22 protein-coding genes are annotated in these 23,289 nt (G+C 56.8%); 17 read left to right on the top strand and 5 right to left on the bottom strand.

The window, feature by feature from the left end; all coding sequences use genetic code 11:
• Nucleotides 1-10: 10 nt before the first annotated feature.
• The 11 genes from DR88_RS21220 to DR88_RS21270 all read left to right on the top strand — a co-directional run bounded on the left by DR88_RS21220 (nucleotide 11) and on the right by DR88_RS21270 (nucleotide 11,808).
• The gene (locus DR88_RS21220; RefSeq protein ID WP_002889881.1) at nucleotides 11-1,030 is read left to right on the top strand and encodes an alpha-ketoacid dehydrogenase subunit beta; all 1,020 of its coding nucleotides are present in this window, start codon (nucleotides 11-13) and stop codon (nucleotides 1,028-1,030) included.
• Between the two features lie 3 nt (nucleotides 1,031-1,033).
• On the top strand, nucleotides 1,034-2,569 hold the full coding sequence (locus DR88_RS21225) for a dihydrolipoamide acetyltransferase family protein (protein ID WP_004147205.1): 1,536 nt from the start codon (nucleotides 1,034-1,036) through the stop codon (nucleotides 2,567-2,569).
• Nucleotides 2,559-3,956, top strand: coding sequence for a dihydrolipoyl dehydrogenase (gene lpdA / locus DR88_RS21230; protein WP_004147204.1), 1,398 nt, complete (start codon nucleotides 2,559-2,561; stop codon nucleotides 3,954-3,956). The genes DR88_RS21225 and lpdA overlap by 11 nt, the downstream gene beginning before the upstream one ends.
• Before the next feature lie 176 nt (nucleotides 3,957-4,132).
• A complete protein-coding gene (locus DR88_RS21235; protein WP_002889874.1) occupies nucleotides 4,133-4,384 on the top strand; it encodes a zinc ribbon domain-containing protein in 252 nt (83 codons plus the stop codon).
• A gap of 515 nt (nucleotides 4,385-4,899) precedes the next feature.
• Nucleotides 4,900-5,691, top strand: a complete 792-nt coding sequence (locus DR88_RS21240; protein WP_002889868.1) for a class I fructose-bisphosphate aldolase — start codon at nucleotides 4,900-4,902, stop codon at nucleotides 5,689-5,691.
• A 14-nt stretch (nucleotides 5,692-5,705) separates the two neighbouring features.
• The gene (locus DR88_RS21245; protein WP_002889866.1) at nucleotides 5,706-6,257 is read left to right on the top strand and encodes a glycerol-3-phosphate responsive antiterminator; all 552 of its coding nucleotides are present in this window, start codon (nucleotides 5,706-5,708) and stop codon (nucleotides 6,255-6,257) included.
• A 20-nt stretch (nucleotides 6,258-6,277) separates the two neighbouring features.
• Complete coding sequence (locus DR88_RS21250; RefSeq protein ID WP_025861700.1) at nucleotides 6,278-7,816, top strand: FGGY-family carbohydrate kinase; 1,539 nt, start codon at nucleotides 6,278-6,280, stop codon at nucleotides 7,814-7,816.
• An 11-nt stretch (nucleotides 7,817-7,827) separates the two neighbouring features.
• Nucleotides 7,828-8,589 (top strand): SDR family NAD(P)-dependent oxidoreductase, encoded by a 762-nt coding sequence (locus DR88_RS21255; protein ID WP_004177323.1) that lies wholly within the window; start codon nucleotides 7,828-7,830, stop codon nucleotides 8,587-8,589.
• 16 nt (nucleotides 8,590-8,605) lie between these two features.
• Nucleotides 8,606-9,601 (top strand): 2-hydroxyacid dehydrogenase, encoded by a 996-nt coding sequence (locus DR88_RS21260; protein ID WP_004147200.1) that lies wholly within the window; start codon nucleotides 8,606-8,608, stop codon nucleotides 9,599-9,601.
• 88 nt (nucleotides 9,602-9,689) lie between these two features.
• Complete coding sequence (locus DR88_RS21265) at nucleotides 9,690-10,952, top strand: PTS galactitol transporter subunit IIC (protein WP_025861703.1); 1,263 nt, start codon at nucleotides 9,690-9,692, stop codon at nucleotides 10,950-10,952.
• Nucleotides 10,953-11,169: 217 nt separating this feature from the next.
• The gene (locus tag DR88_RS21270; RefSeq protein ID WP_004213882.1) at nucleotides 11,170-11,808 is read left to right on the top strand and encodes a glutathione S-transferase family protein; all 639 of its coding nucleotides are present in this window, start codon (nucleotides 11,170-11,172) and stop codon (nucleotides 11,806-11,808) included.
• A gap of 40 nt (nucleotides 11,809-11,848) precedes the next feature.
• On the opposite strand, the gene DR88_RS21275 is transcribed toward DR88_RS21270, so the two are convergent.
• Both DR88_RS21275 and DR88_RS21280 read right to left on the bottom strand, forming a co-directional pair.
• A complete protein-coding gene (locus tag DR88_RS21275; protein ID WP_032443793.1) occupies nucleotides 11,849-12,598 on the bottom strand; it encodes an SAM-dependent methyltransferase in 750 nt (249 codons plus the stop codon).
• 57 nt (nucleotides 12,599-12,655) lie between these two features.
• Nucleotides 12,656-12,913 carry a YjhX family toxin gene (locus DR88_RS21280; RefSeq protein WP_002889848.1) on the bottom strand — a complete coding sequence of 86 codons (258 nt, stop codon included), beginning with the start codon at nucleotides 12,911-12,913 and terminating at the stop codon, nucleotides 12,656-12,658.
• A 460-nt stretch (nucleotides 12,914-13,373) separates the two neighbouring features.
• On the opposite strand from DR88_RS21280, the gene glaH reads away from it, so the two are divergent.
• The 6 genes from glaH (at nucleotide 13,374) to csiR (ending at nucleotide 20,690) form a co-directional block, all read left to right on the top strand.
• Entirely contained in the window at nucleotides 13,374-14,351 is a 978-nt protein-coding gene (gene glaH / locus DR88_RS21285) for a glutarate dioxygenase GlaH (protein WP_002889847.1), read from the top strand.
• Nucleotides 14,352-14,378: 27 nt separating this feature from the next.
• A complete protein-coding gene (gene lhgD, locus DR88_RS21290; RefSeq protein WP_002889846.1) occupies nucleotides 14,379-15,647 on the top strand; it encodes an L-2-hydroxyglutarate dehydrogenase in 1,269 nt (422 codons plus the stop codon).
• A gap of 24 nt (nucleotides 15,648-15,671) precedes the next feature.
• Nucleotides 15,672-17,120 (top strand): NADP-dependent succinate-semialdehyde dehydrogenase, encoded by a 1,449-nt coding sequence (gabD, locus tag DR88_RS21295; protein WP_004147194.1) that lies wholly within the window; start codon nucleotides 15,672-15,674, stop codon nucleotides 17,118-17,120.
• Between the two features lie 12 nt (nucleotides 17,121-17,132).
• On the top strand, nucleotides 17,133-18,416 hold the full coding sequence (gabT, locus tag DR88_RS21300) for a 4-aminobutyrate--2-oxoglutarate transaminase (protein ID WP_004147193.1): 1,284 nt from the start codon (nucleotides 17,133-17,135) through the stop codon (nucleotides 18,414-18,416).
• Nucleotides 18,417-18,551: 135 nt separating this feature from the next.
• Nucleotides 18,552-19,952 carry a GABA permease gene (gene gabP, locus DR88_RS21305; protein WP_002889795.1) on the top strand — a complete coding sequence of 467 codons (1,401 nt, stop codon included), beginning with the start codon at nucleotides 18,552-18,554 and terminating at the stop codon, nucleotides 19,950-19,952.
• A gap of 45 nt (nucleotides 19,953-19,997) precedes the next feature.
• A complete protein-coding gene (gene csiR, locus DR88_RS21310; protein ID WP_004213891.1) occupies nucleotides 19,998-20,690 on the top strand; it encodes a DNA-binding transcriptional regulator CsiR in 693 nt (230 codons plus the stop codon).
• Nucleotides 20,691-20,775: 85 nt separating this feature from the next.
• Here csiR and crl read toward each other — a convergent pair whose 3' ends face one another.
• The 3 genes from crl to gpt form a co-directional block, all read right to left on the bottom strand.
• Nucleotides 20,776-21,174: a sigma factor-binding protein Crl gene (gene crl, locus DR88_RS21315; protein ID WP_002889793.1), complete on the bottom strand. Its 399-nt coding sequence runs from the start codon at nucleotides 21,172-21,174 to the stop codon at nucleotides 20,776-20,778.
• A gap of 57 nt (nucleotides 21,175-21,231) precedes the next feature.
• Nucleotides 21,232-22,476: an esterase FrsA gene (frsA, locus tag DR88_RS21320; RefSeq protein ID WP_025861706.1), complete on the bottom strand. Its 1,245-nt coding sequence runs from the start codon at nucleotides 22,474-22,476 to the stop codon at nucleotides 21,232-21,234.
• 105 nt (nucleotides 22,477-22,581) lie between these two features.
• Nucleotides 22,582-23,040 (bottom strand): xanthine phosphoribosyltransferase, encoded by a 459-nt coding sequence (gpt, locus tag DR88_RS21325; RefSeq protein WP_025861708.1) that lies wholly within the window; start codon nucleotides 23,038-23,040, stop codon nucleotides 22,582-22,584.
• Nucleotides 23,041-23,289: the final 249 nt, after the last annotated feature.

The raw sequence follows: 23,289 nt of genomic DNA, 5'->3' as shown, positions 1-23,289 counted from the left end.
GGTGATAACCATGACAATAAAAACCTATCGTGAAGCGGTCAAGGAAGCCCTGGCTCAGGAAATGGAACGCGATGAACGCGTGGTGCTCATCGGTGAAGACTTGCGTGGCGGTCATGGCGGAAATGCGCCCGAAGAGGCTAAAATAGAAGCCTTTGGCGGTGTGCTGGGTGTCACTAAAGGGCTGTGGACGCAGTTCGGCTCCGATCGGGTGATCGACACGCCCATTACCGAGTCGGCCATCATCGGTATGGCGGCCGGCGCCGCAGCGACGGGTTTGCGGCCGGTCGCGGAATTGATGTTCATGGATTTTTTTGGCGTGAGCCACGATGCACTGTACAACCAGGCGGCTAAGTTCCGCTACATGTTTGGTGGCAAAGCCAGAGCTCCGCTGGTGATGCGAGGGATGATCGGCGCGGGGTTTTCTGCCGCAGCCCAGCATTCACAGTCACCCTATAATATCTTTGCCACCACGCCTGGACTGAAGGTGGTGGTGCCCTCGACGCCTTATGACGTCAAGGGTCTGTTAATCCAGTCCATTCGCGACGACGACCCGGTGGTATTCTGCGAGCATAAAATGCTGTACGACCTCAAGGGCGAGGTACCGGACGAGATCTATACCATCCCGCTAGGTGTAGCCAACTACACTCGCGAAGGGGAGGACGTCACCATCATTGCGTTGTCGGCAATGGTACATAAAGCAAACCAGGTGGCGGACAAACTGGCCAGAGAGGGGATCTCGGTCGAGGTGGTCGACCCGCGAACCATTTCGCCGCTGGATGAGGAAGGTATTCTGGAATCGGTGGCGTCCACGGGGCGGGTCGTGATTGTCGACGAATCCGCTGCACGCTTCGGTTTTGCTCATGATGTCGCGGCGCTGATTGCGTCCCAGGCATTCCATTTCCTCAAAGCGCCCGTTCTGCTGGTGACGCCGCCACACACGCCGGTCCCGTTCTCCCCTGCTCTCGAAAAACTCTGGATCCCTGGCGTTGAACGTATCGAAGCCGCCGTCCGTCAAGTGCTGGAGGATTAACCTATGAGCGAAATCAAGACGCTTGAAATGCCAAAGTGGGGGCTTTCCATGGAGGAAGGCTTGCTCGCTCGATGGGCAATCCAGGAGGGTGACGATTTCACCAGAGGGCAGGAAATCTGTGAGATTGAAACCAGTAAAATCGTCAATGTGCTGGAGGCCCCCTTTGCCGGTACGTTACGTCGGATGCTCGCCCGCGAGGGTGAGACGCTTCAGGTAGGCGCCGTGCTGGCCCTGGCGGCTGACGCGTCGGTCAGCGATGCTGAACTGGACGAATTTGTTGCCCGCCTGGCGACGGCGAAACCCGCAGCCCCAGGCCCGGAGGCTGCCGCGCCGGACGTAGCGGCACAGGCAGGCGCTAAGCCAGCTTCCGTTGTTTCGCCGCCATCCAACAGCCCCGAGCCCCCTGTTGGGCAGACCGTCATCCCCGTCAGTCTGCAAGGTGTGACCGATGTGACTCAGGTTAATGCCACGCCCCATGCGTTACGACTGTCTGCCCGCTGGGGTGTCGACCTGAAAAAAGTCCGCGGCAGCGGGCGCGGGGATCGTATCTCTGTTTCTGATCTGGAAAGCGCGATCGTTGCCGCCGGCGGTCGCCTGGCCTCTCCGACGCCCCCCGTTCGTCGTAGCAAAGCGCCCCGCTCGCATGCCGATGACAGCCAGGTATCGGCCACCCCGCTGGCGCGCCGCCTGGCCGGCAAACTGGGTATCAACTTGCATGACTGCCGAAGCAGCGGTTCACGCGGTCGGGTAAGTCGCGATGATGTGCTGGCCGCGGCGTTGTTACTCGACGAGCACCCGCAGACCAGTCCTGTGCAGGAGAGTGCCCCGGCCCCCTTTGAGAGCATCCCGATGTCCGGTATGCGGCGGGCTATCGCTTCTCGCCTGCAAACGTCCAAGCAACAGTCTCCCCATTTCCGTTTGAGCGTCGATCTCGATCTGGAGCGACTGTTAGCGTTACGTCAGGACATTAACCGCGAAGTACCCGGCGTCAAGATTTCGGTGAATGACCTGCTGGTGAAGGCCTGCGCCCTGGCGCTGGTGGCCGTGCCTGACGTCAATATCCAGTTTGATGAAGCGGCACAAAGTATCCGCCGCTTTACGGATGCCGACATTTCGGTGGCCGTTGCGCTGCCTGCCGGGCTAATTACCCCTATTGTTCGCTCGGCGAACCGGAAATCGATCAGCGACATATCGAACGAAATTCACTCGCTGGTGACCAGAGCCAAAGCGGGCACGCTGAAGCCGGAAGAGTTCCAGGGCGGGACCTTTAGCCTGTCAAATCTGGGGATGCTCGGCATCCGGCAGTTTGACGCCATCATCAATCCACCGCAAAGCGCAATCCTCGCCATTGGCGCCGGCGAGGTCCGGGCGGTAGTACGCGACGGGCAAATCGTCGCGCGCCAGCAAATGACGGTATCGCTATCCTGCGATCACCGGGTCATCGATGGCGCGGCAGGTGCGGCTTTTCTCCGGGAACTCAAGCGACTGATTGAAACCCCGACCTTGATGTTTATCCAGGAGACGAGCTATGCACGATAAATACGATGTGCTGATCATCGGCGGGGGTCCTGGGGGATACGTTGCCGCCATCCGTGCCGGCCAGCTAGGGCTTCGTACCGTATTAGTGGAAAAACAACATCTGGGCGGCATCTGCCTGAACTGGGGATGCATTCCAACCAAGGCGCTGCTGCATGGCGCTGAGGTTGCGCACACTATCACCCATGCCAGTCAGCTGGGCATCAGCGTGGGCGAGGTGAACGTCGATCTGCAGAAACTGGTGCAGTTTAGCCGTACCGTATCGCAACAGCTCACCGCTGGGGTTGCGTACCTGTTGAAGAAAAATGGCGTGAGGGTGATTGATGGCACCGCGCGGCTGCGCGGCAAGGGGCAAATCACGGTCGAGGATGCCCGAGGGGAGGCGCGCGATTACCGGGCCGATCACGTGATCCTGGCAACCGGCGCCCGACCACGCGCATTGCCAGGCATAGCGCCAGATGGCGAACATATCTGGACCTATTTCGAGGCGCTGCGGCCTAAGCTTTTACCCAAGTCGCTCTTAATCATCGGTTCAGGGGCGATTGGCGTCGAGTTCGCCAGCCTTTATAACGATCTGGGCTGTAAAGTGACGCTGGTCGAGCTAGCGTCGCAGATTTTGCCAGTGGAAGATGCCGAGGTGTCTGCAGCAGTGCGTAAGTCATTCGAAAAACGCGGTATTCAGATCCATACCCAGACCCTGGTGACGCAAGTACAGCTCACCGATATCGGGGTGCGCTGCACACTAAACAACACCGGCGGCGAATATTCTCAGGATGTCGAACGTGTGCTGCTGGCGGTTGGCGTACAGCCGAATATTGAAGATCTGGGGCTGGAAGCACTGGGCGTCGAGTTAGACCGCGGTTTTATCAAGACGGACGCGGCTTGTCGCACTAACGTATTCGGGCTTTATGCCATCGGCGATGTAGCCGGCCCGCCGTGCCTGGCGCACAAGGCCAGCCACGAAGGCGTGATCTGCGTTGAGACACTGGCCGGTGTCGAAGGCGCCCACCCTCTCGATCGCGACTATGTGCCTGGTTGCACTTATGCCCGGCCCCAGGTTGCCAGTCTGGGCCTGACGGAATCGACGGCCCTGGCCAGGGGACGGCCCGTCAGGATCGGTAAGTTCTCTTATCAGAGCAATGGTAAGGCGCTGGCCAGCGGCGAGACAGAGGGTTTTGTGAAGACGATTTTCGATGCTGAAACCGGCGAGTTGCTGGGCGCGCATATGGTTGGCGCACAGGTCACGGAACAGATCCAGGGCTTTGGCATCGCCCGTCACCTGGAGGCCACAGACGAAAGTCTCCTGTCGATGATCTTTGCGCATCCGACACTTTCCGAAGCGATGCATGAATCAATCCTCGCGGCCTGCGACCAACCGTTGCATCAATAAAAAATAAGGGAGGCGATAGCTGTGCGATACGGAGTAAGTTCCCGTTATCCCTCCCGCACTCCCCGGCAGAAGATCCCCAACAACGGTTACGACAGGATCTATTGATCTGAAACGCTAAGCGCCATGCGTAAATTCTGTATGTTTAGTAGACAACCAAACGACAGGAGGAGCGCTCTATGACACAGCACGAAAGGTTTTGCCAGGCCTGCGGAATGCCGATGTCCGCACCCGATGCGCAAGGGGCCAGCGATAAATATTGCGCGTATTGCAGCGACAGCGACGGTAATCTGAAATCCTGGGAAGAGGCCGTATCCGGTCTGGCGGCTTTTCTCGACGCCTGGCAAAAGGTGGGCGTAGCGGAATCACGGAAACGGGCAAAACGTTACCTGACGGCGATGCCTGCCTGGGCGCACAAAGCGGACGAGTAATTTGCCCGGGCGGCAGGAGGAAATCATCCCGGGGACAGACCGCCATGCCGACAACATTGCTATAGCGTTTTTGTACGCCATCCGGACAGGAATAAATACGCGTTTGGGGATGACGACCTGCAGGCTGGAGCATGCATGGATGCGTTCTTCATGCGGATGAAATAAACGCCTGGCGTTCTCCCCTTGTCCGGATGCGTTATTGCCTGGTTTTTAAGGGGTCGGTTTCTGTATTTAACCCAGAACTTCTCAGGTAATACAACATATTGATGTGATGAATCTCTCATTTCAACGATACCAACTGGACAATAAGTTATCGCGTGTGTTAGTTATTTAATCACGCAAGAGAACAGATTTAATTTAAACAAAAGTTAAACCTTTCTCACTTTGCTAAAAAATTGCATTGATAATGCTTTGGATCCCTGAACCATTATCAAAAGGGTATGTGAACAGAAAGCCCTCAGAGACGCGAGTCTCTGAGGGCTTTTTTTTTGTTTTTTTATCTCAGGAGTAAATAAATGTCTAAAGAACGTCGTCTCTCAAGAATATTCGCAAAAGACGGTAAATCCGTGACCTTAGCGCTGGATGGCTACTATTTTTCCACGAAAACAAATGGTATTGATAATACGATAAATCAGCTCCCTGCTCTGGTGGAACACGGCCTGGATTGCGCGCTCGTCACGTACGGCATGTTGAAGAATTATCGGGAAGCATTGAACAGCGTTCCCGTTGTGTTACGCGTCGACAGCACGGTCAGTATCTTTGACAATACCGTTCCCGATACTACCCCCGTTTTTTCCGTCGAAGATGCGCTTAAAGTCGCTGCCGAGGGCGTGGTCTGCATGACCTTCCCCGGCGCCTTCAATGAAGAAAAAACCCACATTATGGCGATGCAACTCGCACAGGCAGCGGATCGCTGGAATGTACCGCTGATTGTCGAATCGCTCCCGTATGGTTATCCCGTCACCAGCGATGACTCTAACAATCCGGCCATCATCGCTGCATCGGCCCGCGCAGCGGTGGAGCTGGGCGCGGACGTCATCAAAACGCGTTTTACCGGTTCACCAGAGGACCGACTGATCGTTGAAGCTGCTGGCGTGCCGGTGCTTGCCTTAGGAGGGCCAAAAACCGGCATCGACGGTTACTTCAAATTTGTTCAGCACTGTATGCAGATGGGTGCGAAAGGCGTGGCTGTGGGACGAAACATTACCCAGGATCCGCAGCCGGCGAAAGTGGTAGCAGGTCTGAATGCCATCATCCATGAAAACGCAACAGCGGAAGATGCATACAGCCTCTACATGGCTAAATAACATCGGAAATTAATATGATTTCAAATAACACCATCATCCCTTCCATCAGGAAGTATAAATACTTTGAGAAAGCATTATCCTGCCAGTCAGAATATGTGCTGCTATCCGAAGCGAATATCGGCAATCTGCAGTCGCTGATTGGCAAATGCCATCAAAGCGGTAAGAAGGTCCTCGTTCACCTTGAATTACTGGGCGGCTTTAAACCGGATCAGGCGGGGATCAATCTGCTGAAAAATTATTACAAGGTTGATGGTGTTATTTCTTCCAATCTCTCCGCGCTACGCTACGCCAAAAAAGAGGGATTGCTGACCGTATATCGGGTTTTACTTATCGATTCGCGATCGCTTGATCAGTCGCTCGATATTGTTAAACACAGTCCACCGGACGCAATTGAAATCTTACCTGCTGAATATGCCTGCCAGTGTCTGGAGTTGATTAGCCGAAATTTGAAAGGCTTTGATGTGGTATTCATCGCCGGAGGCTTTGTTAAGCGCAAATACCTTGTAGATAAAATATTCCATGCCGGATTTAAAGGGATAACCACCAGCGAGCCCGGCTTATGGTAACCAATAAGGAGTCCACGCGAATGAAAGATGAATACGTCATGGGCATCGACAATGGTGGAACCGTCACCAAGGCAGCCATCTATGACCGTAAAGGACAGGTGCTCGCCATCGCCTCAAAATCCACGCAGATGCTGACACCCCGGGAATTCCACACAGAGCGCAGTATCGATGAGCTGTGGGCCGCGAATGTCGAAGTGATTAAAAAAGCGATTGAGCAATCAGGTATCGACGCCAGCCAGATAAAAGGAGTGGCCGTCACCGGTCATGGTAACGGTCTGTATCTGGTCGACGAAGAAGGTCACCCGGTGCGTAACGGCATTATATCCACCGATAGCCGGGCAAAAGAGTACGTTGAGAGATGGCAACGCTCACCAGAATTCCTTACCGACATTTTGCCAAAAACGATGCAGTCCATCTGGGCCGGACAACCTGTCGCCCTGCTGGCATGGCTGAAGGATTTCGAGCCCGAGACGCTGCAAAAAGCGCGTTATATTTTTATGGTCAAGGACCTGATCCGTTTTTACCTGACCGGAGAGGCTTTTCTTGAGCTGACCGATATCTCAGGGACCAACCTGATCAACGTACGTGACTGCAAGTATGACGATGAACTACTGGCATGGTGGGGACTTGATGAACTGCGGGACAAATTGCCCCCCATCAAACGCTCAACAGAATGCTGCGGAAAAATCACTGACGACGTGGCCCGTCTGACCGGTTTATGCGCAGGTACGCCGGTTTCTGGCGGGGTGTTTGATATCTCGGCCTCTTCCATTGCCTCGGGGATTAACAGTCTCGATAAGATGGCGATCGTCACCGGCACCTGGAGCATAAACGAATACGTTACCGACCACCCGGTTATTGATAAAGATCTGTTTATGACCTCCATTTATCCCATTGAAGGTAAATGGCTCATCACCGAGGCCAGCCCCACCTCCGCGAGCAACCTGGAGTGGTTTATTAACAACTTTATGGAGAGCGATCGGAAAACCTCCGCCGAACAAGGATCGTCGGTCTATGACCTGTGTAATAAGCTGGTTTCGTCAACGACGCCGGATGAAAGCCACCTGTTGTTCTTTCCGTTCGTGTTTGGCTCTAACACCATTCCCGACGCCTCGGCCGGCTTTATCGGTGTCAACAGCTTCCATAAAAAAGCCCATTTTCTGCGGGCGATTTATGAGGGCGTGGCCTTCAGCCATCTCTACCACACCGAGCGCTTACGCAATATTAACCCGAAGCTAAGCCGCACTATTCGTATTGCTGGCGGCGTCACGAACTCCCCGGTCTGGCTGCAGATATTCGCCGATATCTTCCAGGCCACGCTGGAAATCGTTGACGTCAAAGAGCACGGGACCCTGGGTACCGCGATGACCGCCGCCGTTATGGTGGGCTGGTTTGCGGAGGTATTTTCTGCCTCAAACGACATGGTCCATGTCTCACGCACCGTCTCCCCTAATCCGGAAAACCACCGGGTCTACCAGACCAAATACCTGCTTTATAAAAACCTGTTATCAGAAATGCAGTCGCCGTGGAAAAGCTGCAGCAACTACATCGCGCACTAAGTGAGGAAAAAATGGATCTGAATTTAACGAATCGTACGGCCATCGTGACAGGCGGCGCAACCGGCCTGGGGAGAGAGTTTGTTCTTTCTCTCGCCAAAGAAGGCGTCAATATCTGCTTTACCTATATGCGTGAGGAAGAGCATCCCGAACGGCTGATCGAAACGGTGAAGGCCAGCGCGAACGTAGAGATCATCGCGGTCAAAACCGATCTCTCTGACGAACAGAGCCGGGAAAATCTGTTTGCCACCTGTATCGACAGACTGGGTAAAGCCGACATTCTGGTGAATAACGCCGGGATCTGGCTGAGCGGCTACGTCACCGAGATCAGCCCGCAGGACTGGGATCTGGTGATGAATGTCAATCTGAAAGCCATCTTCCATCTCAGCCAGCTGTTTGTAAATCACTGCCTGCAGCATGACCAGATGGGCAGCATTCTGAATATTACCTCGCAGGCCGCGTTCCACGGCTCCACGACGGGACATGCGCACTACGCGGCAAGTAAGGCCGGCCTGGTCGCCTTTGCTATCTCTCTGGCGCGGGAAGTCGCCAAACAAAAAATCAATGTGAACAATATCGCCGTCGGGATCATGGATACTGCGATGATCCGTAAGAACATTGAGCAAAACCCTGACTATTACGTCAGTCGTATTCCGGTGGGCCGCGTGGCCCAGCCGCAAGAAATTGCCGACATCGGAGTCTTCATGGTTTCTCCTAAGACCAGCTATATGACGGGAGCAACTCTGGACGTTACCGGCGGTATGTTGATGCGTTAATCTAGGGAGAATCATTATGAAATGTCTGGCAATTGCCGATCTGTTTATCAATGCAGCGATGATGGAATCAGGACTGAAAGCGCTCAGGGATAACGGGATTGAAGTAGAAGTACGCGAGTGGTCACATGGCTCCGTTGAGAAACTTCAGGAAGATAATCTGCGGGTTGAACAGGAAGGAGCAGAAGCCGTGGCCTTACCGGAAGCGCTGCTTCAGGGAATGGATGATATTGACATCCTGATCACTCAGTTTGCCCCCGTCAATACTGCGGTGTTCGATAAACTACCAAAGCTGAAATATGTAGGCGTGCTCCGCGGGGGCGTGGAAAACGTGAATCTTCAGGTGGCGAACGCCCGGGGCGTTGAGGTGATGAACACCCCGGGGCGTAACGCTCGCAGCGTCGCCGAATTCACGGTCGGCATGATCCTGGCGGAAATGCGCAATATCGCCCGTTCACACGATGCCCTGCGTGACAAATACTGGCGTAAAGACAGTCCGAACCATCAGGCGATCCCGGAGCTTGGCGGAAAAGTCGTGGGGCTGGTTGGCCTCGGTCATATTGCCCAACTGGTCGCGGGATTTCTCAGCGGCTTTGGCACGGAGATTATCTTTTACGATAAGTACGTTGCAGGCCATGAACGTTATGAGAAAGTCGATTCTCTGGACGAACTGGTACAACGCGCCGACGTTATCTCGTTACATGCTCGCCTGACGCCGGAAACCGAAAATCTGATTAACGCACACCATTTCGCGCTGATGAAGCGCAGTGCCATCATTGTTAACACAGCACGCTCCGGGTTAATCAATGAAAAAGAGATGATTGATGCGCTCAGATCCGGGAAAATCATGGGCGCCGCGCTTGATACCTTTGATGACGAGCCGCTTCCAGACGACAGTGCATTCTATACTCTGAATAACGTGACCATTACGCCGCATATTGCCGGGAGTACCATTGACGCATTCAGTAATTCGCCCAAACTCTTCGCTGAGATCCTTTTAAAGAAACTCAGTTAAATATTAAAAGAACCATTAAAGGTATTAACAGGGCCCAATGGGCACGGGTTTACTCGTGCCCAATTCGCCCGCCTTTTAAGGAATCATTATGGATATTATCAACAGCATTATTAGTCTGGGGGCATCAGTAATGATGCCAGTAATATTCTTTATTATCGCGCTTTGCTTTGGCGTTAAAATCGGTACGGCATTTAAAGCAGGGATGCTGGTAGGCATTGGTTTTGAAGGGGTGGGGCTGGTGATTGGCCTGCTGCTGACAAACCTGGGCCCGGCATCGCAGGCGATGGTTGAGCGTATCGGCCTGCAGTTAACGGTCGTTGATACCGGTTGGCCTACCGCATCGACCATTGGCTGGGGTTCGCCGCTGATGCTGCCCGTCGTGGTGGGCTTTATCGTCATCAACCTGGCCATGCTTCTGTTGAAATTAACCAAAACGGTGAATATCGATATTTTTAACTACTGGATTTTCCTGATCATGGGGTCTGTGGTCTATGCCGGAACGGGAAATTACTGGCTTTCGGTCGGTATTACATTCGCTATTTTTGTGTTGACGCTATTGGCGGCAGATTTAACGGCGCCGTATTTACAAAAAAACTATAATCTTAAAGGGATATCATTCCCCCATCTTACCTGTATAGCTTACGTGCCGTTTGGCATTGCCTGTAATTACATCATTGAAAAGACCCCGCTTATCAATAAAATCAATTTCGATCCGGAAAGTATTAATAAAAAATTCGGCGTTTTTGGCGAGCCTCTTACCCTGGGGTTCGTACTGGGACTGCTGTTGGCCTTCCTGGCGGGATATGACGTTTCCGCGGCCGTTTCACTGGCCATTAAGGTTTCAGCCGCCATGCTGCTGCTGCCTAAAATGATTGAAATTCTGGTGCAGGGATTGTTGATTGTCCGTGATGCCGCTGAAGCAAAACTGAAGGCTAAATTCCCGGGGCGCGATTTTTACATCGGGATGGATACGGCGTTACTGATCGGTGAACCTTCGGTACTGGCGACCGGTCTGCTGTTAATCCCTATGGCTGTGGTGCTGTCTATCATTCTGCCCGGCAACCGCGTACTGCCCTTTGTCGATCTGGCTTCCTTAATGTTCCTGCTGGCAATGGTCACGCCGTTCTGTAAACGAAATATGTTCCGCATGTTCATAACCGGAACCCTGATCGTGACCTGCATCCTGTATGTCGGGACGGACATTTCGCAAGAATACACTAAGGCGGCGGTGAACTCGCATATTCCGGTGCCGGAAGGGATGGCCGAGATCACCAATATCGTCGGCGGCGCCACGACGCCTGTCGGCTGGCTGGCCGTCAAATTTGGCGAGTTTTTTAGCGCCACACCTTAGTACAAGACCACTCAAGTAAACAGAGGGCAAACTGCTGCCCTCTGCTTCTTCCTCTTATACTGTGCACTGAATAGCTGGCTCAGCTACGCCCCTGGTTTGAACATCTGACCAGCGCGTCCGCCCCCTGCGCGGCGAGGTGGCTCATTTCTTTTGTACCCCCTCACGTTTTCAACCCAACCTGCTATGCTCCTTCTTTCCCTGTTCTCTGGAGAACTCAATGCTGACCATCTGGGGCCGAAAAACCTCCTCTAACGTGCAGGCGCTGATGTGGTGTGTTGGCGAGCTTGGGCTGGACTATCTCCGGTTCGACGTGGGGCATCGCTATGGTGGTACCGACGGCGAGGCGTTTTATCAGCTCAATCCCAATCGCACGGTGCCAGTGCTGCAGGATGGCGATAATCCGCCGCTGTGGGAAACGGGCGCGATCCTTCGCTATTTAGCCAGTCGCTACGCCAATGACGCCTTCTGGCCGGGCGACCTGCTGGCTCGTACTGAGGTTGATCGCTGGGCCGAGTGGTCAAAGCAGAATATCGCCCTCGGCTTTACGGCGCCGGTGTTCTGGCGCGTGGTGCGCACGCCTGCCGCCGAGCGGGATCCGCAGGCCATCGCCGCGGCGGTGACGGCCCTGGAGCAAAAGCTGGCGATTGCCGAGGCACGTCTCGCCGGCAGTCGCTATCTGGTGGGCGATACGTTCACCCTGGCCGACATCCAGTTTGGTCATGTGCTGTACCGCTACTTTGCCATCGATATCACCCGTCGTCCCCTCCCCCATCTTGCGGCGTATTATGCACGGCTAACCGCACGGCCCGCCTTTCGCCAGCACGTCATGGTCAGCTACGACGAACTGAAGGTCTGAAGGTGGTCGGTAGCGCCTCCTGACGCTACCGACATGCCGGTTAACGCGCCATCAGAACAAACACGCCCCAGCCGAGATATTCCCGGGTCCAGGTGACGTGGTGCAGCGGCGCGGTGGTCAACTGCTGGCGAACCTCCGGTGCGAAGTCATCGTGCGGATTGGCCTCCAGCCAGCGGCGCATTGTCAGCCATTTCGCCGCTTCATAACGATCCCAGCCCTCCTGGTCGGCCAGCACCATCTCCACCACGTCATAGCCCAGTTCGCCAAAGTGGGCGACCAGCGCCGGTAGCGTCAGGAAGTCATCGGGTGACTGCGCGCCGCAGGCAACCGCCTCTTCTGCCGTGGCCGGACGTTTGCGCCACCATGGCTCGCCGATAAGCAGCATGCCGCCTGGGGTAAGGCTCTGCTTCAGTAGCGCAATCGTGCCGGCCACTCCGCCGCCGATCCACGTGGCCCCCACGCAGGCGGCAACATCGCACGGCTGGCTGGCGACATATCCGCTGGCATCCTGGTGCACAAAGGTTACCCGGTCGCTTACCCCGAGCTCCTCTGCCCGGGCGGCCGCCTGCTGACTGAACAGCAGGCTCATGTCTACGCCGGTGCCGACTATCTGATGATCGCGCGCCCAGCTACAGAGCATCTCGCCGGAGCCGCTGCCGAGGTCAAGAATGGTGGTGCCCGGCGCCATTCGCAGCGCCCGTCCCAGCGTGGCGTACTTTTCCGGGGTAAAAGGGTTATGGATACGGTGCTCGCTTTCACTGATGGTAAAAATGCGAGGGATATCGATCATGAGGTTTTCTCCTTGAGAGCCATACGCCCGGGCAGCGACCCTGCTCGGGTCGCTATTTCAGCGGTTGTCCGCTTGCGCGCGAACGTTATTCAAACCGGTCGTGTTGATCCGGTACGGCTGGCCGTTCACCGACTTAATCAGCTTTTTAGTTTTGAGCTTTTTGAAGACCGCAAGGGTGCAGTCGCTCAGCAACAGCCCTTCGCGGGTGTAACATTCAACGGCGGTAATGCGGCCGGAGGTATCGCGGACGTGCGCAATACGGCCACCTTTGGCGAGAACGTGTAAGGTCCGTTGTTCCTGACGGGATAAATTCATACTGAAACCTGTTCATTATCATGTGCGAAAACATGCCTACACCCGCAGGTGTGTGCGTAAGGTTTAAGCGCAGCGATAATCAGTCCGGCCTGGGCAGGTCGGGAAACTGATTATCTGATAATGACATTCTCCAGCATCGAAGCCTCAGTGAGCATTGAAAGGTATTTACCGGCTGAATATTAACACCTTCATCTGGTAAGGATATTGTGCAGATTAAAAACTGTGACCGGTATTACGATTTCTCTCGGCCTTATCCCCATTTTGCGCTATACGCCACCCGCTCTGTTCCGCCACTTTCACCACCACCTTATCCCCCTTCCGCATTGTTAAATAATTGTTGTCAGATCACAAAATGGAAACAAAAAAGCCATTTCGTACGCATTTTATAAAAATGTAGATATTTTTAATTTATGGCTACGAAATGAACATCACCCTGACCTTACAGCGAGGAACGATCCTGATGAACGCCCTGACCGCAGTAAAACCGACACCCGCGCCGGTAGCCCAGCAATACCCTGGCTTTTCTTTCACCCCTTCCGCCCAGTCGCCGCGCCTGCTGGAGCTCACCTTTTCCGCCGAAACGACCACGCAGTTCCTGCAGCAGGTCGCGCAGTGGCCGGTGCAGGCGCTGGAGTACAAATCTTTCTTACGCTTCCAGGTCGGCAAAATCCTCGACGATCTGTGTGGCAATCAGCTGCAGCCGTTGCTGATCAAAACATTGCTCGATCGCGCGGAAGGCGCGCTGCTTATCAACGGCGAAGGGATCGATCACGTCAGCCAGGCCGAGGAGATGGTCAAGCTGGCCACCGCCGTCGCCCACCTGATTGGTCGTTCCAACTTCGACGCCATGAGCGGTCAGTATTACGCCCGCTTCGTGGTGAAAAATGTCGATAACTCAGACAGCTACCTGCGCCAGCCGCACCGGGTGATGGAGCTGCACAACGACGGCACCTACGTCGAAGAGCAAACCGACTACGTATTAATGATGAAGATCGACGAGCAGAACATGCAGGGCGGCAATTCCCTGCTGCTGCATCTCGACGACTGGGAGCATCTCGACGAATTCTTCCGCGACCCGCTCGCCCGCCGCCCGATGCGCTGGGCCGCGCCGCCGAGCAAAAACGTCAGCAAGGATGTTTTCCACCCAGTGTTCGACGTCGATTCGCTGGGCCGCCCGGTAATGCGCTATATCGACCAGTTCGTCCAGCCGAAAGATTTCGAAGAAGGCACCTGGCTGAGCCGCCTCTCCGACGCGCTGGAGACCAGCAAAAACATCCTTTCCATACCGGTGCCGGTGGGCAAATTTCTGCTCATTAACAACCTGTTCTGGCTGCACGGCCGCGACCGCTTTACGCCGCACCCGGACCTGCGCCGCGAGCTGATGCGCCAGCGCGGCTACTTTGCGTATTCCACAAATCATTACCAGACTCATCAATAAGGGTTTTCAGGCGAAGGAATTGAGCGGATGTATGATTTCGTGATTATCGGCGGCGGCATCATCGGCATGTCGACCGCCATGCAGTTAATTGAGATTTACCCGGACGCCCGCATTGCGCTGCTGGAAAAAGAGGCCGGCCCGGCCTGCCATCAGACCGGCCACAACAGCGGCGTGATCCACGCCGGGGTGTATTACACGCCCGGCAGCCTCAAGGCGCAGTTTTGCCTCGCCGGCAACCGCGCCACCAAGGCCTTTTGCGAGCAGAACGGCATCCGCTATGACGTCTGCGGCAAAATGCTGGTCGCCACCTCACCGCTGGAGATGGAGCGGATGCGCGCCCTGTGGGATCGCACCGCCGCCAACGGCCTGCAGCGCGAGTGGCTAAGCGCCGGGGAGCTACGCGAGCGCGAACCGAACATTACCGGGCTCGGCGGGATCTTCGTCCCTTCCAGCGGCATCGTTAGCTACCGCGAAGTGGCGGCGGCAATGGCGAAGAACTTCGAAGCGAAAGGCGGAACGATTGTCTACAACGCCGAAGTCAGCGCCCTGAAAGAACATGCCAGCGGCGTGGTGATCCGCACCCGCCAGGGCGGAGAATATGAGGCCTCGACGCTGATCGCCTGTTCGGGCTTGATGGCCGATCGGCTGGTAAAAATGCTCGGCGTCGACCCCGGGTTTATCATTTGTCCGTTCCGCGGCGAGTATTTCCAGCTGGCGCCGCAGCACAACCAGATCGTCAACCATTTGATCTATCCGATCCCCGATCCGGCGATGCCGTTCCTCGGCGTCCACCTGACCCGCATGATCGACGGCAGCGTCACCGTCGGCCCCAACGCCGTGCTGGCTCTGAAGCGCGAAGGCTACCGCAAGCGCGATATCTCGCTGGCCGATACCCTGGAGATCCTCACCTCGCCCGGCATCCGCCGGGTACTGCAAAACAACCTGCGCTCCGGACTGGGCGAAATGAAGAATTCGCTGTGCAGAAGCGGCTATCTGCGGCTGGTGCAAAAATACTGCCCGAGCCTGACGCTGAGCGATTTACGCCCGTGGCCGGCCGGCGTGCGGGCGCAGGCCGTGTCCCCGCAGGGCAAGCTGATCGACGATTTTCTCTTCGTTACCACCGCGCGTTCGATACATACCTGCAATGCGCCATCGCCAGCGGCCACCTCCGCTATCCCGATCGGCGCGCATATCGTCAGCAAGGTGCAGAGCCTGCTGGCCAGCCAGAGCAATCCCGGACGCACGCTGCGTGCGGCACGTAGCGTGGAGACACTACACGCCGCTTTTACCCGTTAACCCCCCTGAACACAGGAAGCAATTATGCAACTCAACGATATGACACTGTTTCGCCAGCAGTCGCTGATCGATGGCCAGTGGCGCGATGCGCCCAACGGCGACGTGATTGCGGTCACCAACCCGGCCAACGGCGAGCAGCTCGGCAGCGTGCCGAAAATGGGCGCCGATGAAACCCGCGAAGCGATTGAAGCCGCCAATCGCGCCCTACCCGCCTGGCGCGCCCTGACCGCCAAAGAGCGGGCGAACATTCTGCGCCGCTGGTTCGATCTTATGATGGAGAACCAGGACGATCTCGCTCGCCTGATGACCCTCGAGCAGGGAAAACCGCTGGCGGAAGCCAAAGGCGAAATCAGCTACGCCGCCTCCTTTATTGAGTGGTTCGCCGAAGAAGGTAAGCGCATCTACGGCGACACCATTCCGGGCCACCAGGCCGACAAGCGCCTGCTGGTGATTAAGCAGCCCATCGGCGTTACCGCCGCCATCACGCCGTGGATCTTCCCGGCGGCGATGATCACCCGCAAAGCGGGCCCGGCTCTGGCCGCCGGCTGCACCATGGTCCTGAAACCGGCCAGCCAGACGCCGTTTTCCGCGCTGGCGCTGGCCGAACTGGCGAATCGCGCCGGGATCCCCGCCGGAGTATTCAACGTGGTCACCGGCTCCGCCGGCGCGGTCGGCGGCGAACTGACCAGCAACCCGCTGGTGCGCAAGCTCTCCTTTACCGGCTCTACCGAGATTGGCCGCCAGCTGATGGAGCAGTGCGCGAAAGACATCAAAAAAGTCTCCCTGGAGCTGGGCGGCAACGCGCCGTTTATCGTCTTTGACGATGCCGACCTCGATAAAGCCGTCGAGGGGGCGCTGGCGTCGAAGTTCCGCAACGCCGGGCAGACCTGCGTCTGCGCCAACCGCCTGTACGTCCAGGACGGGGTGTATGACCGTTTCGCCGAGAAGCTGCAGCAGGCGGTGGAAAAACTGCGCATTGGCGACGGCCTGCAGGACGGCGTCACCACCGGCCCGCTGATCGACGAGAAAGCCGTGGCCAAAGTTGAAGAACACATTGCCGATGCCATCGCCAAAGGCGCGAAGGTGGTCACCGGCGGCAAACCGCACGCCCTGGGCGGCAACTTCTTCCAGCCGACCATCCTGGTCAACGTTCCCGACAGCGCCAAAGTGGCGAAAGAGGAGACCTTCGGCCCGCTGGCGCCGCTGTTCCGCTTTAAAGATGAAGCCGACGTCATTGCCCAGGCCAACGATACCGAGTTCGGTCTCGCCGCCTATTTCTACGCCCGCGATCTGAGCCGCGTCTTCCGCGTCGGCGAAGCGCTGGAGTACGGCATCATCGGCATCAATACCGGCATTATCTCCACCGAAGTCGCGCCGTTCGGCGGCGTTAAGGCCTCCGGCCTCGGCCGCGAAGGGTCGAAGTACGGCATCGAAGATTACTTAGAAATCAAATATATGTGCATTGGCCTTTAACAGGAGCGACGGATGAACAGCAATAAAGCAATGATGGCGCGTCGCAGCGACGCGGTCCCGCGCGGCGTCGGCCAGATCCACCCTATCTTCGCCGAACGCGCGGAGAACTGCCGGGTGTGGGACGTGGAAGGCCGGGAATATCTCGATTTTGCCGGCGGTATCGCGGTGCTCAATACCGGCCACCTGCATCCGCAGGTTGTCGCCGCCGTCGAAGACCAGCTGAAAAAGCTGTCGCATACCTGCTTCCAGGTGCTGGCCTATGAGCCTTATCTGGCGCTGTGCGAAAAGATGAATCAAAAGGTGCCCGGTGATTTCGCCAAGAAAACCCTGCTGGTCACCACCGGGTCGGAAGCGGTGGAGAACGCGGTGAAGATCGCCCGCGCGGCAACCGGGCGCAGCGGCGCTATCGCCTTCACCGGCGCCTATCACGGCCGCACCCATTACACCCTGTCGCTGACCGGCAAAGTGAATCCTTACTCCGCCGGTATGGGCTTAATGCCGGGCCATGTCTATCGCGCCCTCTACCCGTGCGCGCTGCACGGCGTCAGTGATGACGAGGCGATCGCCAGCATCCATCGCATCTTCAAAAACGATGCCGCGCCGGAAGATATCGCCGCCATCATTATTGAGCCGGTGCAGGGTGAAGGCGGGTTCTATGCCGCCTCCCCGGCCTTTATGCAGCGCCTGCGCGCCCTGTGCGACGAGCACGGCATTATGCTCATCGCCGATGAGGTCCAGAGCGGCGCGGGCCGCACCGGTACCCTGTTCGCCATGGAGCAGATGGGCGTCGCGGCGGATATCACCACCTTCGCCAAATCCATCGCCGGCGGTTTCCCGCTGGCGGGCGTCACCGGCCGCGCGGAGGTGATGGACGCCATCGCCCCCGGCGGACTGGGCGGCACCTACGCCGGCAACCCCATCGCCTGCGCCGCCGCCCTGGCGGTATTACAGATTTTCGAGCAGGAGAATCTGCTGGAAAAAGCCAACCAGCTCGGCGACACCCTGCGCCAGGGCCTGCTGGCGATCGCTGAAGATCATCCGGAGATCGGCGACGTGCGCGGTCTGGGGGCGATGATCGCCATTGAGCTGTTTGAAGAGGGCGACCGCAGCAGGCCGAACGCCAGGCTGACGGCGGATATCGTCGCCCGCGCCCGCGACAAAGGCCTGATCCTGCTCTCCTGCGGGCCGTACTACAACGTGCTGCGCATCCTGGTGCCGCTGACCATCGAAGAGGCGCAGATCGAGCAGGGGCTCAAGATCATCGCCGACTGCTTTAGCGAGGCGAAACAGGCATAGAACAGAACACATGCGGAAGCGAAGTACGTTCGTAAGGGAATGAAGACGAGACCTGCAAAACAACAATAATACGCGTGCCCCGGCGCGGGAACGTCGGGGCGCTCTCCCAGGTGACACACTTCGAGAGGGTAAATGATGGGGCAACTGTCGCAATCACAGGATTTAGGGGCGGGGCTGAAGTCGCGCCACGTCACGATGTTATCTATCGCCGGGGTGATCGGCGCGAGTTTATTTGTCGGATCCAGCGTCGCCATTGCCGAGGCAGGCCCGGCGGTGCTGCTGGCCTATCTGTTTGCCGGGCTGCTGGTGGTGATGATTATGCGTATGCTGGCCGAAATGGCGGTCGCCACGCCGGATACCGGCTCCTTTTCCACCTACGCCGATAAAGCCATCGGCCGCTGGGCGGGGTATACCATCGGCTGGCTGTACTGGTGGTTCTGGGTCCTGGTTATTCCGCTGGAAGCCAATATCGCGGCGATTATTCTGCATTCGTGGGTGCCGGGCGTCCCGGTGTGGTTGTTCTCCCTGGTCATCACTCTCGCCCTCACCGGCAGTAACCTGCTGAGCGTCAAGAACTACGGCGAATTCGAGTTCTGGCTGGCGCTGTGCAAAGTGATCGCTATTCTGGCGTTTATCGTACTGGGCGCGGTCGCCATTACCGGCTTTTATCCCTATGCCGAAGTGAGCGGCATTTCGCGGCTGTGGGATCACGGCGGCTTTATGCCTAACGGCTTCGGCGCGGTGCTGAGCGCGATGCTGATCACCATGTTCTCGTTTATGGGCGCGGAGATCGTCACCATTGCCGCCGCCGAATCGGATACCCCGGATAAACATATCGTGCGCGCCACCAACTCGGTGATCTGGCGTATCTCTATTTTTTATCTGTGCTCGATCTTTATCGTCGTCGCCCTCATCCCATGGAATATGCCGGGGCTGAAGAGCATCGGCTCCTACCGCTCGGTGCTCGAGCTGCTGCATATTCCCTATGCCAAGCTGATTATGGACGGCGTGATCCTCCTGTCGGTCACCAGCTGTCTGAACTCGGCGCTGTATACCGCCTCGCGGATGCTCTACTCCCTGAGCCGTCGTGGCGATGCGCCGGCCATTATGGGCCGGACCAACCGCAGCAAAACGCCATACGTGGCGGTGCTGCTCTCTACCGGCGCGGCGTTCCTCACCGTAGTGGTGAACTACTATGCCCCCGCCAAGGTGTTTAAATTTCTCATCGACAGCTCTGGCGCCATCGCCCTGCTGGTCTATCTGGTGATCGCCGTTTCACAACTGCGGATGCGCAAAATCCTTCAGGCGCAAGGCGGCGAGATCCGTCTCAGAATGTGGCTCTATCCGTACCTGACCTGGCTGGTGATCGCCTTTATCACCTTCGTGCTGGTGGTGATGCTGTTTCGTCCGGCGCAGCAGCTGGAGGTGATCTCTACCGGCCTGTTAGCTCTGGGAATTATTTGTACGGTACCGATTATGTCACGCTGGAAAAAGCTGGTATTGTGGCAAAAACTGCCGCTGCAAAATACGCGTTAACCCTGTTCCCGGCGCCCGCCGGGAAGAGTATTCAGGAGTAAGAACATGACCGCCATTCCCCAGGCGACGGCCATTGACGGGTACCGTTGGTTAAAAAACGACATCATCCGCGGGGTTTACCACCCCGATGAGAAGCTGCGGATGAGCCTGCTGACGTCACGCTATGGCCTGGGGGTCGGTCCGCTGCGCGAAGCGCTTTCGCAACTGGTGGCCGAGCGGCTGGTGACGGTGGTCAATCAGAAAGGCTATCGGGTGGCGCCCATGTCGGAACAGGAGCTTCTCGATATCTTCGACGCGCGCGCCAACATGGAGGCCATGCTGGTGCGTCTCGCCATTGAGCGCGGCGGCGACGAGTGGGAAGCCGAGCTGCTGGCCCGCGCCCATCTGCTCAACAAGCTGGAATCGTGCGAAGCGAGTGAGCACCTACTCGATGAATGGGACCAGCGCCATCAGGCGTTTCACACCGCCATCGTCGCCGGCTGCGGTTCGCAGTATCTGCTGCAGATGCGCGAACGGCTGTTCGATCTGGCGGCGCGCTACCGCTTCATCTGGCTGCGCACCACCGTGCTGTCGGTGGAGATGCTGGAAGATAAGCATGTCCAGCATCAGACCCTGGTGGACGCTATTCTGGCGCGCGACGCCGAACAGGCCAGCGCGCTGATGCGCGAGCACTTACTGACTCCGATCCCGATTATTCAGCAGGCGATGGCTGGCAAGCTGTCGCCGCAGGCAGGGTGAGTCAGATGGAGGGGTGGAAATTACGGGTACGGCGGCACGCATCTCCACGCCGCACGGGCGTGGAGAAATCGTATCCGTAGATCAATCAGGCTCGCAGGCGAACCGGCTCGCTGAAATCGTCGGCCGGTTCCAGCTTCAGATTAAAGGTGGTCAGCAGCGCTGCTGCGCGCTCGTGAAACTCGCGCAGCGTTTTTTCCAGCCTGTCGCTCACTTCCGGGTCGTCAATGTCGACCGCCTGCCATGAACCTTCTTTATTGAACAGGCCAAACTGGTAGCTGTAGGTGAAACGTGACTCTTGTGCTTCCATTTCCATCCACCAGCCCCAGAATTCACGCTTCTCCGGTGCGGGCTTAACATTGACGCAAACTGCCAGGCAATCGAAAAAGAAACGGTTGTCATGGCACTGCTCTTCGCGAATGTAAGGCCCCAGCGCCGTGAATTTCTTGATCAACTTACTTTTCAGGTGTCCACTCGGTAACGTCATTGCGATCTCCTTTAGTGATGCAACTGTTTTACCAAACCAATAGAATTTAGCAATAAATTAACCAAATCTATGATTGATCCAGCGGGCGATCTGTCGTAATGCGTGATCAAAATTGCGATACACCGGGTTAAACGGGATCTCCAGCAGTTTGCCATCGGCAGATGACGAGGTGATTAACCGCGACTCCTCTTCGGGGCTGAACGGATCGTCCTTCCAGAAGCCGGAGAGCATCGGCGTCGGGCAACGGCGCCCCAGCAGTCCCTGGGTTTTTAACGAATAGCGGTTGAGCTCCACGCGTAGCGCTTCATCGGAGGCGTCATGCATGCCCAGCCGCGAAGCCAGCACGTCAAGATACATCTCCGGCACGCGCCCCTGATGCAGGGGATCCACCAGCAGACCATGAACGACCGGGCCCAGACAGGCTACAGCCTTCAGCCGCTGCGGCTCCAGATAGCCCAGACGCACCGCGATATTGGCGCCAAAGCGGAAGCCGAAAGCGGCGACCCGGGTATGATCGACCCACGGTACATTTTCCAGATGGCGCAGCGCGTGCTGATGCAGCAGGCTGGTGTCCTGATTTAGCGTCCATTTTGACGAGAAGCCGATGGAGGGCATATCAATGGTCAGCATGGCAATGCCGAGCGGTGAGAAGTAGTTCTCATACAGGTTGTAATAATCGGTCTGCAGCGAGTCCAGCCCCCCGCACATCAGCACCGTCGGAAACGGCCCCTCGCCTTTCGGCATATGCAAAAAGCCGGTTATCGGCGAGCCGCCAGGGATGGTGAACTCCAGCTCGCGCAGCGAGCCCGGCAGCCGCTGGGCGGCTTCTTCATACGCCCGGTTGGCTAAAGCCTGCGCCTGTTCCGCCAGCTCATCGCCTTTAATATGCGGATAAGCGGCAATGCTATACAGGTTCGAGGCATGCAGCCAGTGGCGGCCGCTCAGCAAAGGATCGGCTTCCTGCCCGGCCTTTTGCTGCCACTGCATGGCTTCTTTCGCCCACTCGAAGATCCAGTTGCCGCCGCGATAGCCGATGACGGTATCGAACAGCTCAGGATCGGTTCGTTCGGCCTCGCTCATCACAATGCGCGCTTGCACATCGAGGATCTCCTGCGGAGTTACGCCGCGCCAGATCCACATCAAACGGTTGATCAGACGGTACCAGTGATCGACGTGATTGCCGCTCAGCGCCGACTGCATCGCCTGGGGTTTTCCGGCAGAAAACCGACGCACCAGCGTAGAAGTTTCGGGATGTTTGAAGCGAGGTTTAAACAGCGTTTCGCTGAGGTTAGCCTGTGACATGTGCAGTCTCCGTCGTAGTGCCACTCCGGATATTGTAACCTGCTAAAGGATAAAAAAAACCACGCCCGGCAAGCCGGGCGTGGTAAATAGCACTGTCCTGAAGAATTAACGACCTGCGATAGGCGGTACAAACACCACGCCCATATCCCACGGCTGTTCAATCCAGGTATCCTGCGGAATATCCACAACGAAATCGTCCACCAGCGGGCGGCCTGCCGGCTTGGCGAAAATGGTGACAAAGTGCGCTTTGGGATACATTTCGCGGATCGCCACGGCGGTACCGCCGGTATCCACCAGATCGTCGATGACGATAAAGCCTTCGCCATCGCCTTCCGCACGTTTCAGCACTTTCAGCTCGCGCTGGTTATCATGGTCGTAGCTGGAGATGCATACGGTATCAACATGACGAATGCCCAGTTCACGCGCCAGTAAGGCTCCCGGTACCAGTCCGCCGCGGCTAACGGCAATAATGCCTTTCCATTGCTCAACCGGCAGCAGACGGCTGGCCAGTTTGCGGGCGTGAATCTGCAACATGTCCCAGGTGACGACGTATTTTTCGCTCATGTGAAGTGTCCCAGCCTGTGTAATACGGCTTAAATAATGTTCGAGGGGGAAAATGGTTGCGCGAGATTATAGAGATCTGACGCACTAAAAACCAGTGTTAAGCGGTTTGCGCAACGCTTTTTGCGTTGTTTACACTACCTGAGGCGGTGGAAAGTGGTATTCTCAACCCCATCGCGCAAGCCCGGGCTTGTTGTGTATTTTAACGCTAACCCTCGTCCTGCAACCGCTGTATGCAGGAGTCTGTAAGGA

The organism is Klebsiella pneumoniae (assembly GCF_000742135.1).
GTDB classification, from domain to species: domain Bacteria; phylum Pseudomonadota; class Gammaproteobacteria; order Enterobacterales; family Enterobacteriaceae; genus Klebsiella; species Klebsiella pneumoniae.
The sequence above is the reverse complement of the archived record's forward strand: the minus strand, read 5'-3'. Positions and strand labels throughout refer to the sequence as shown.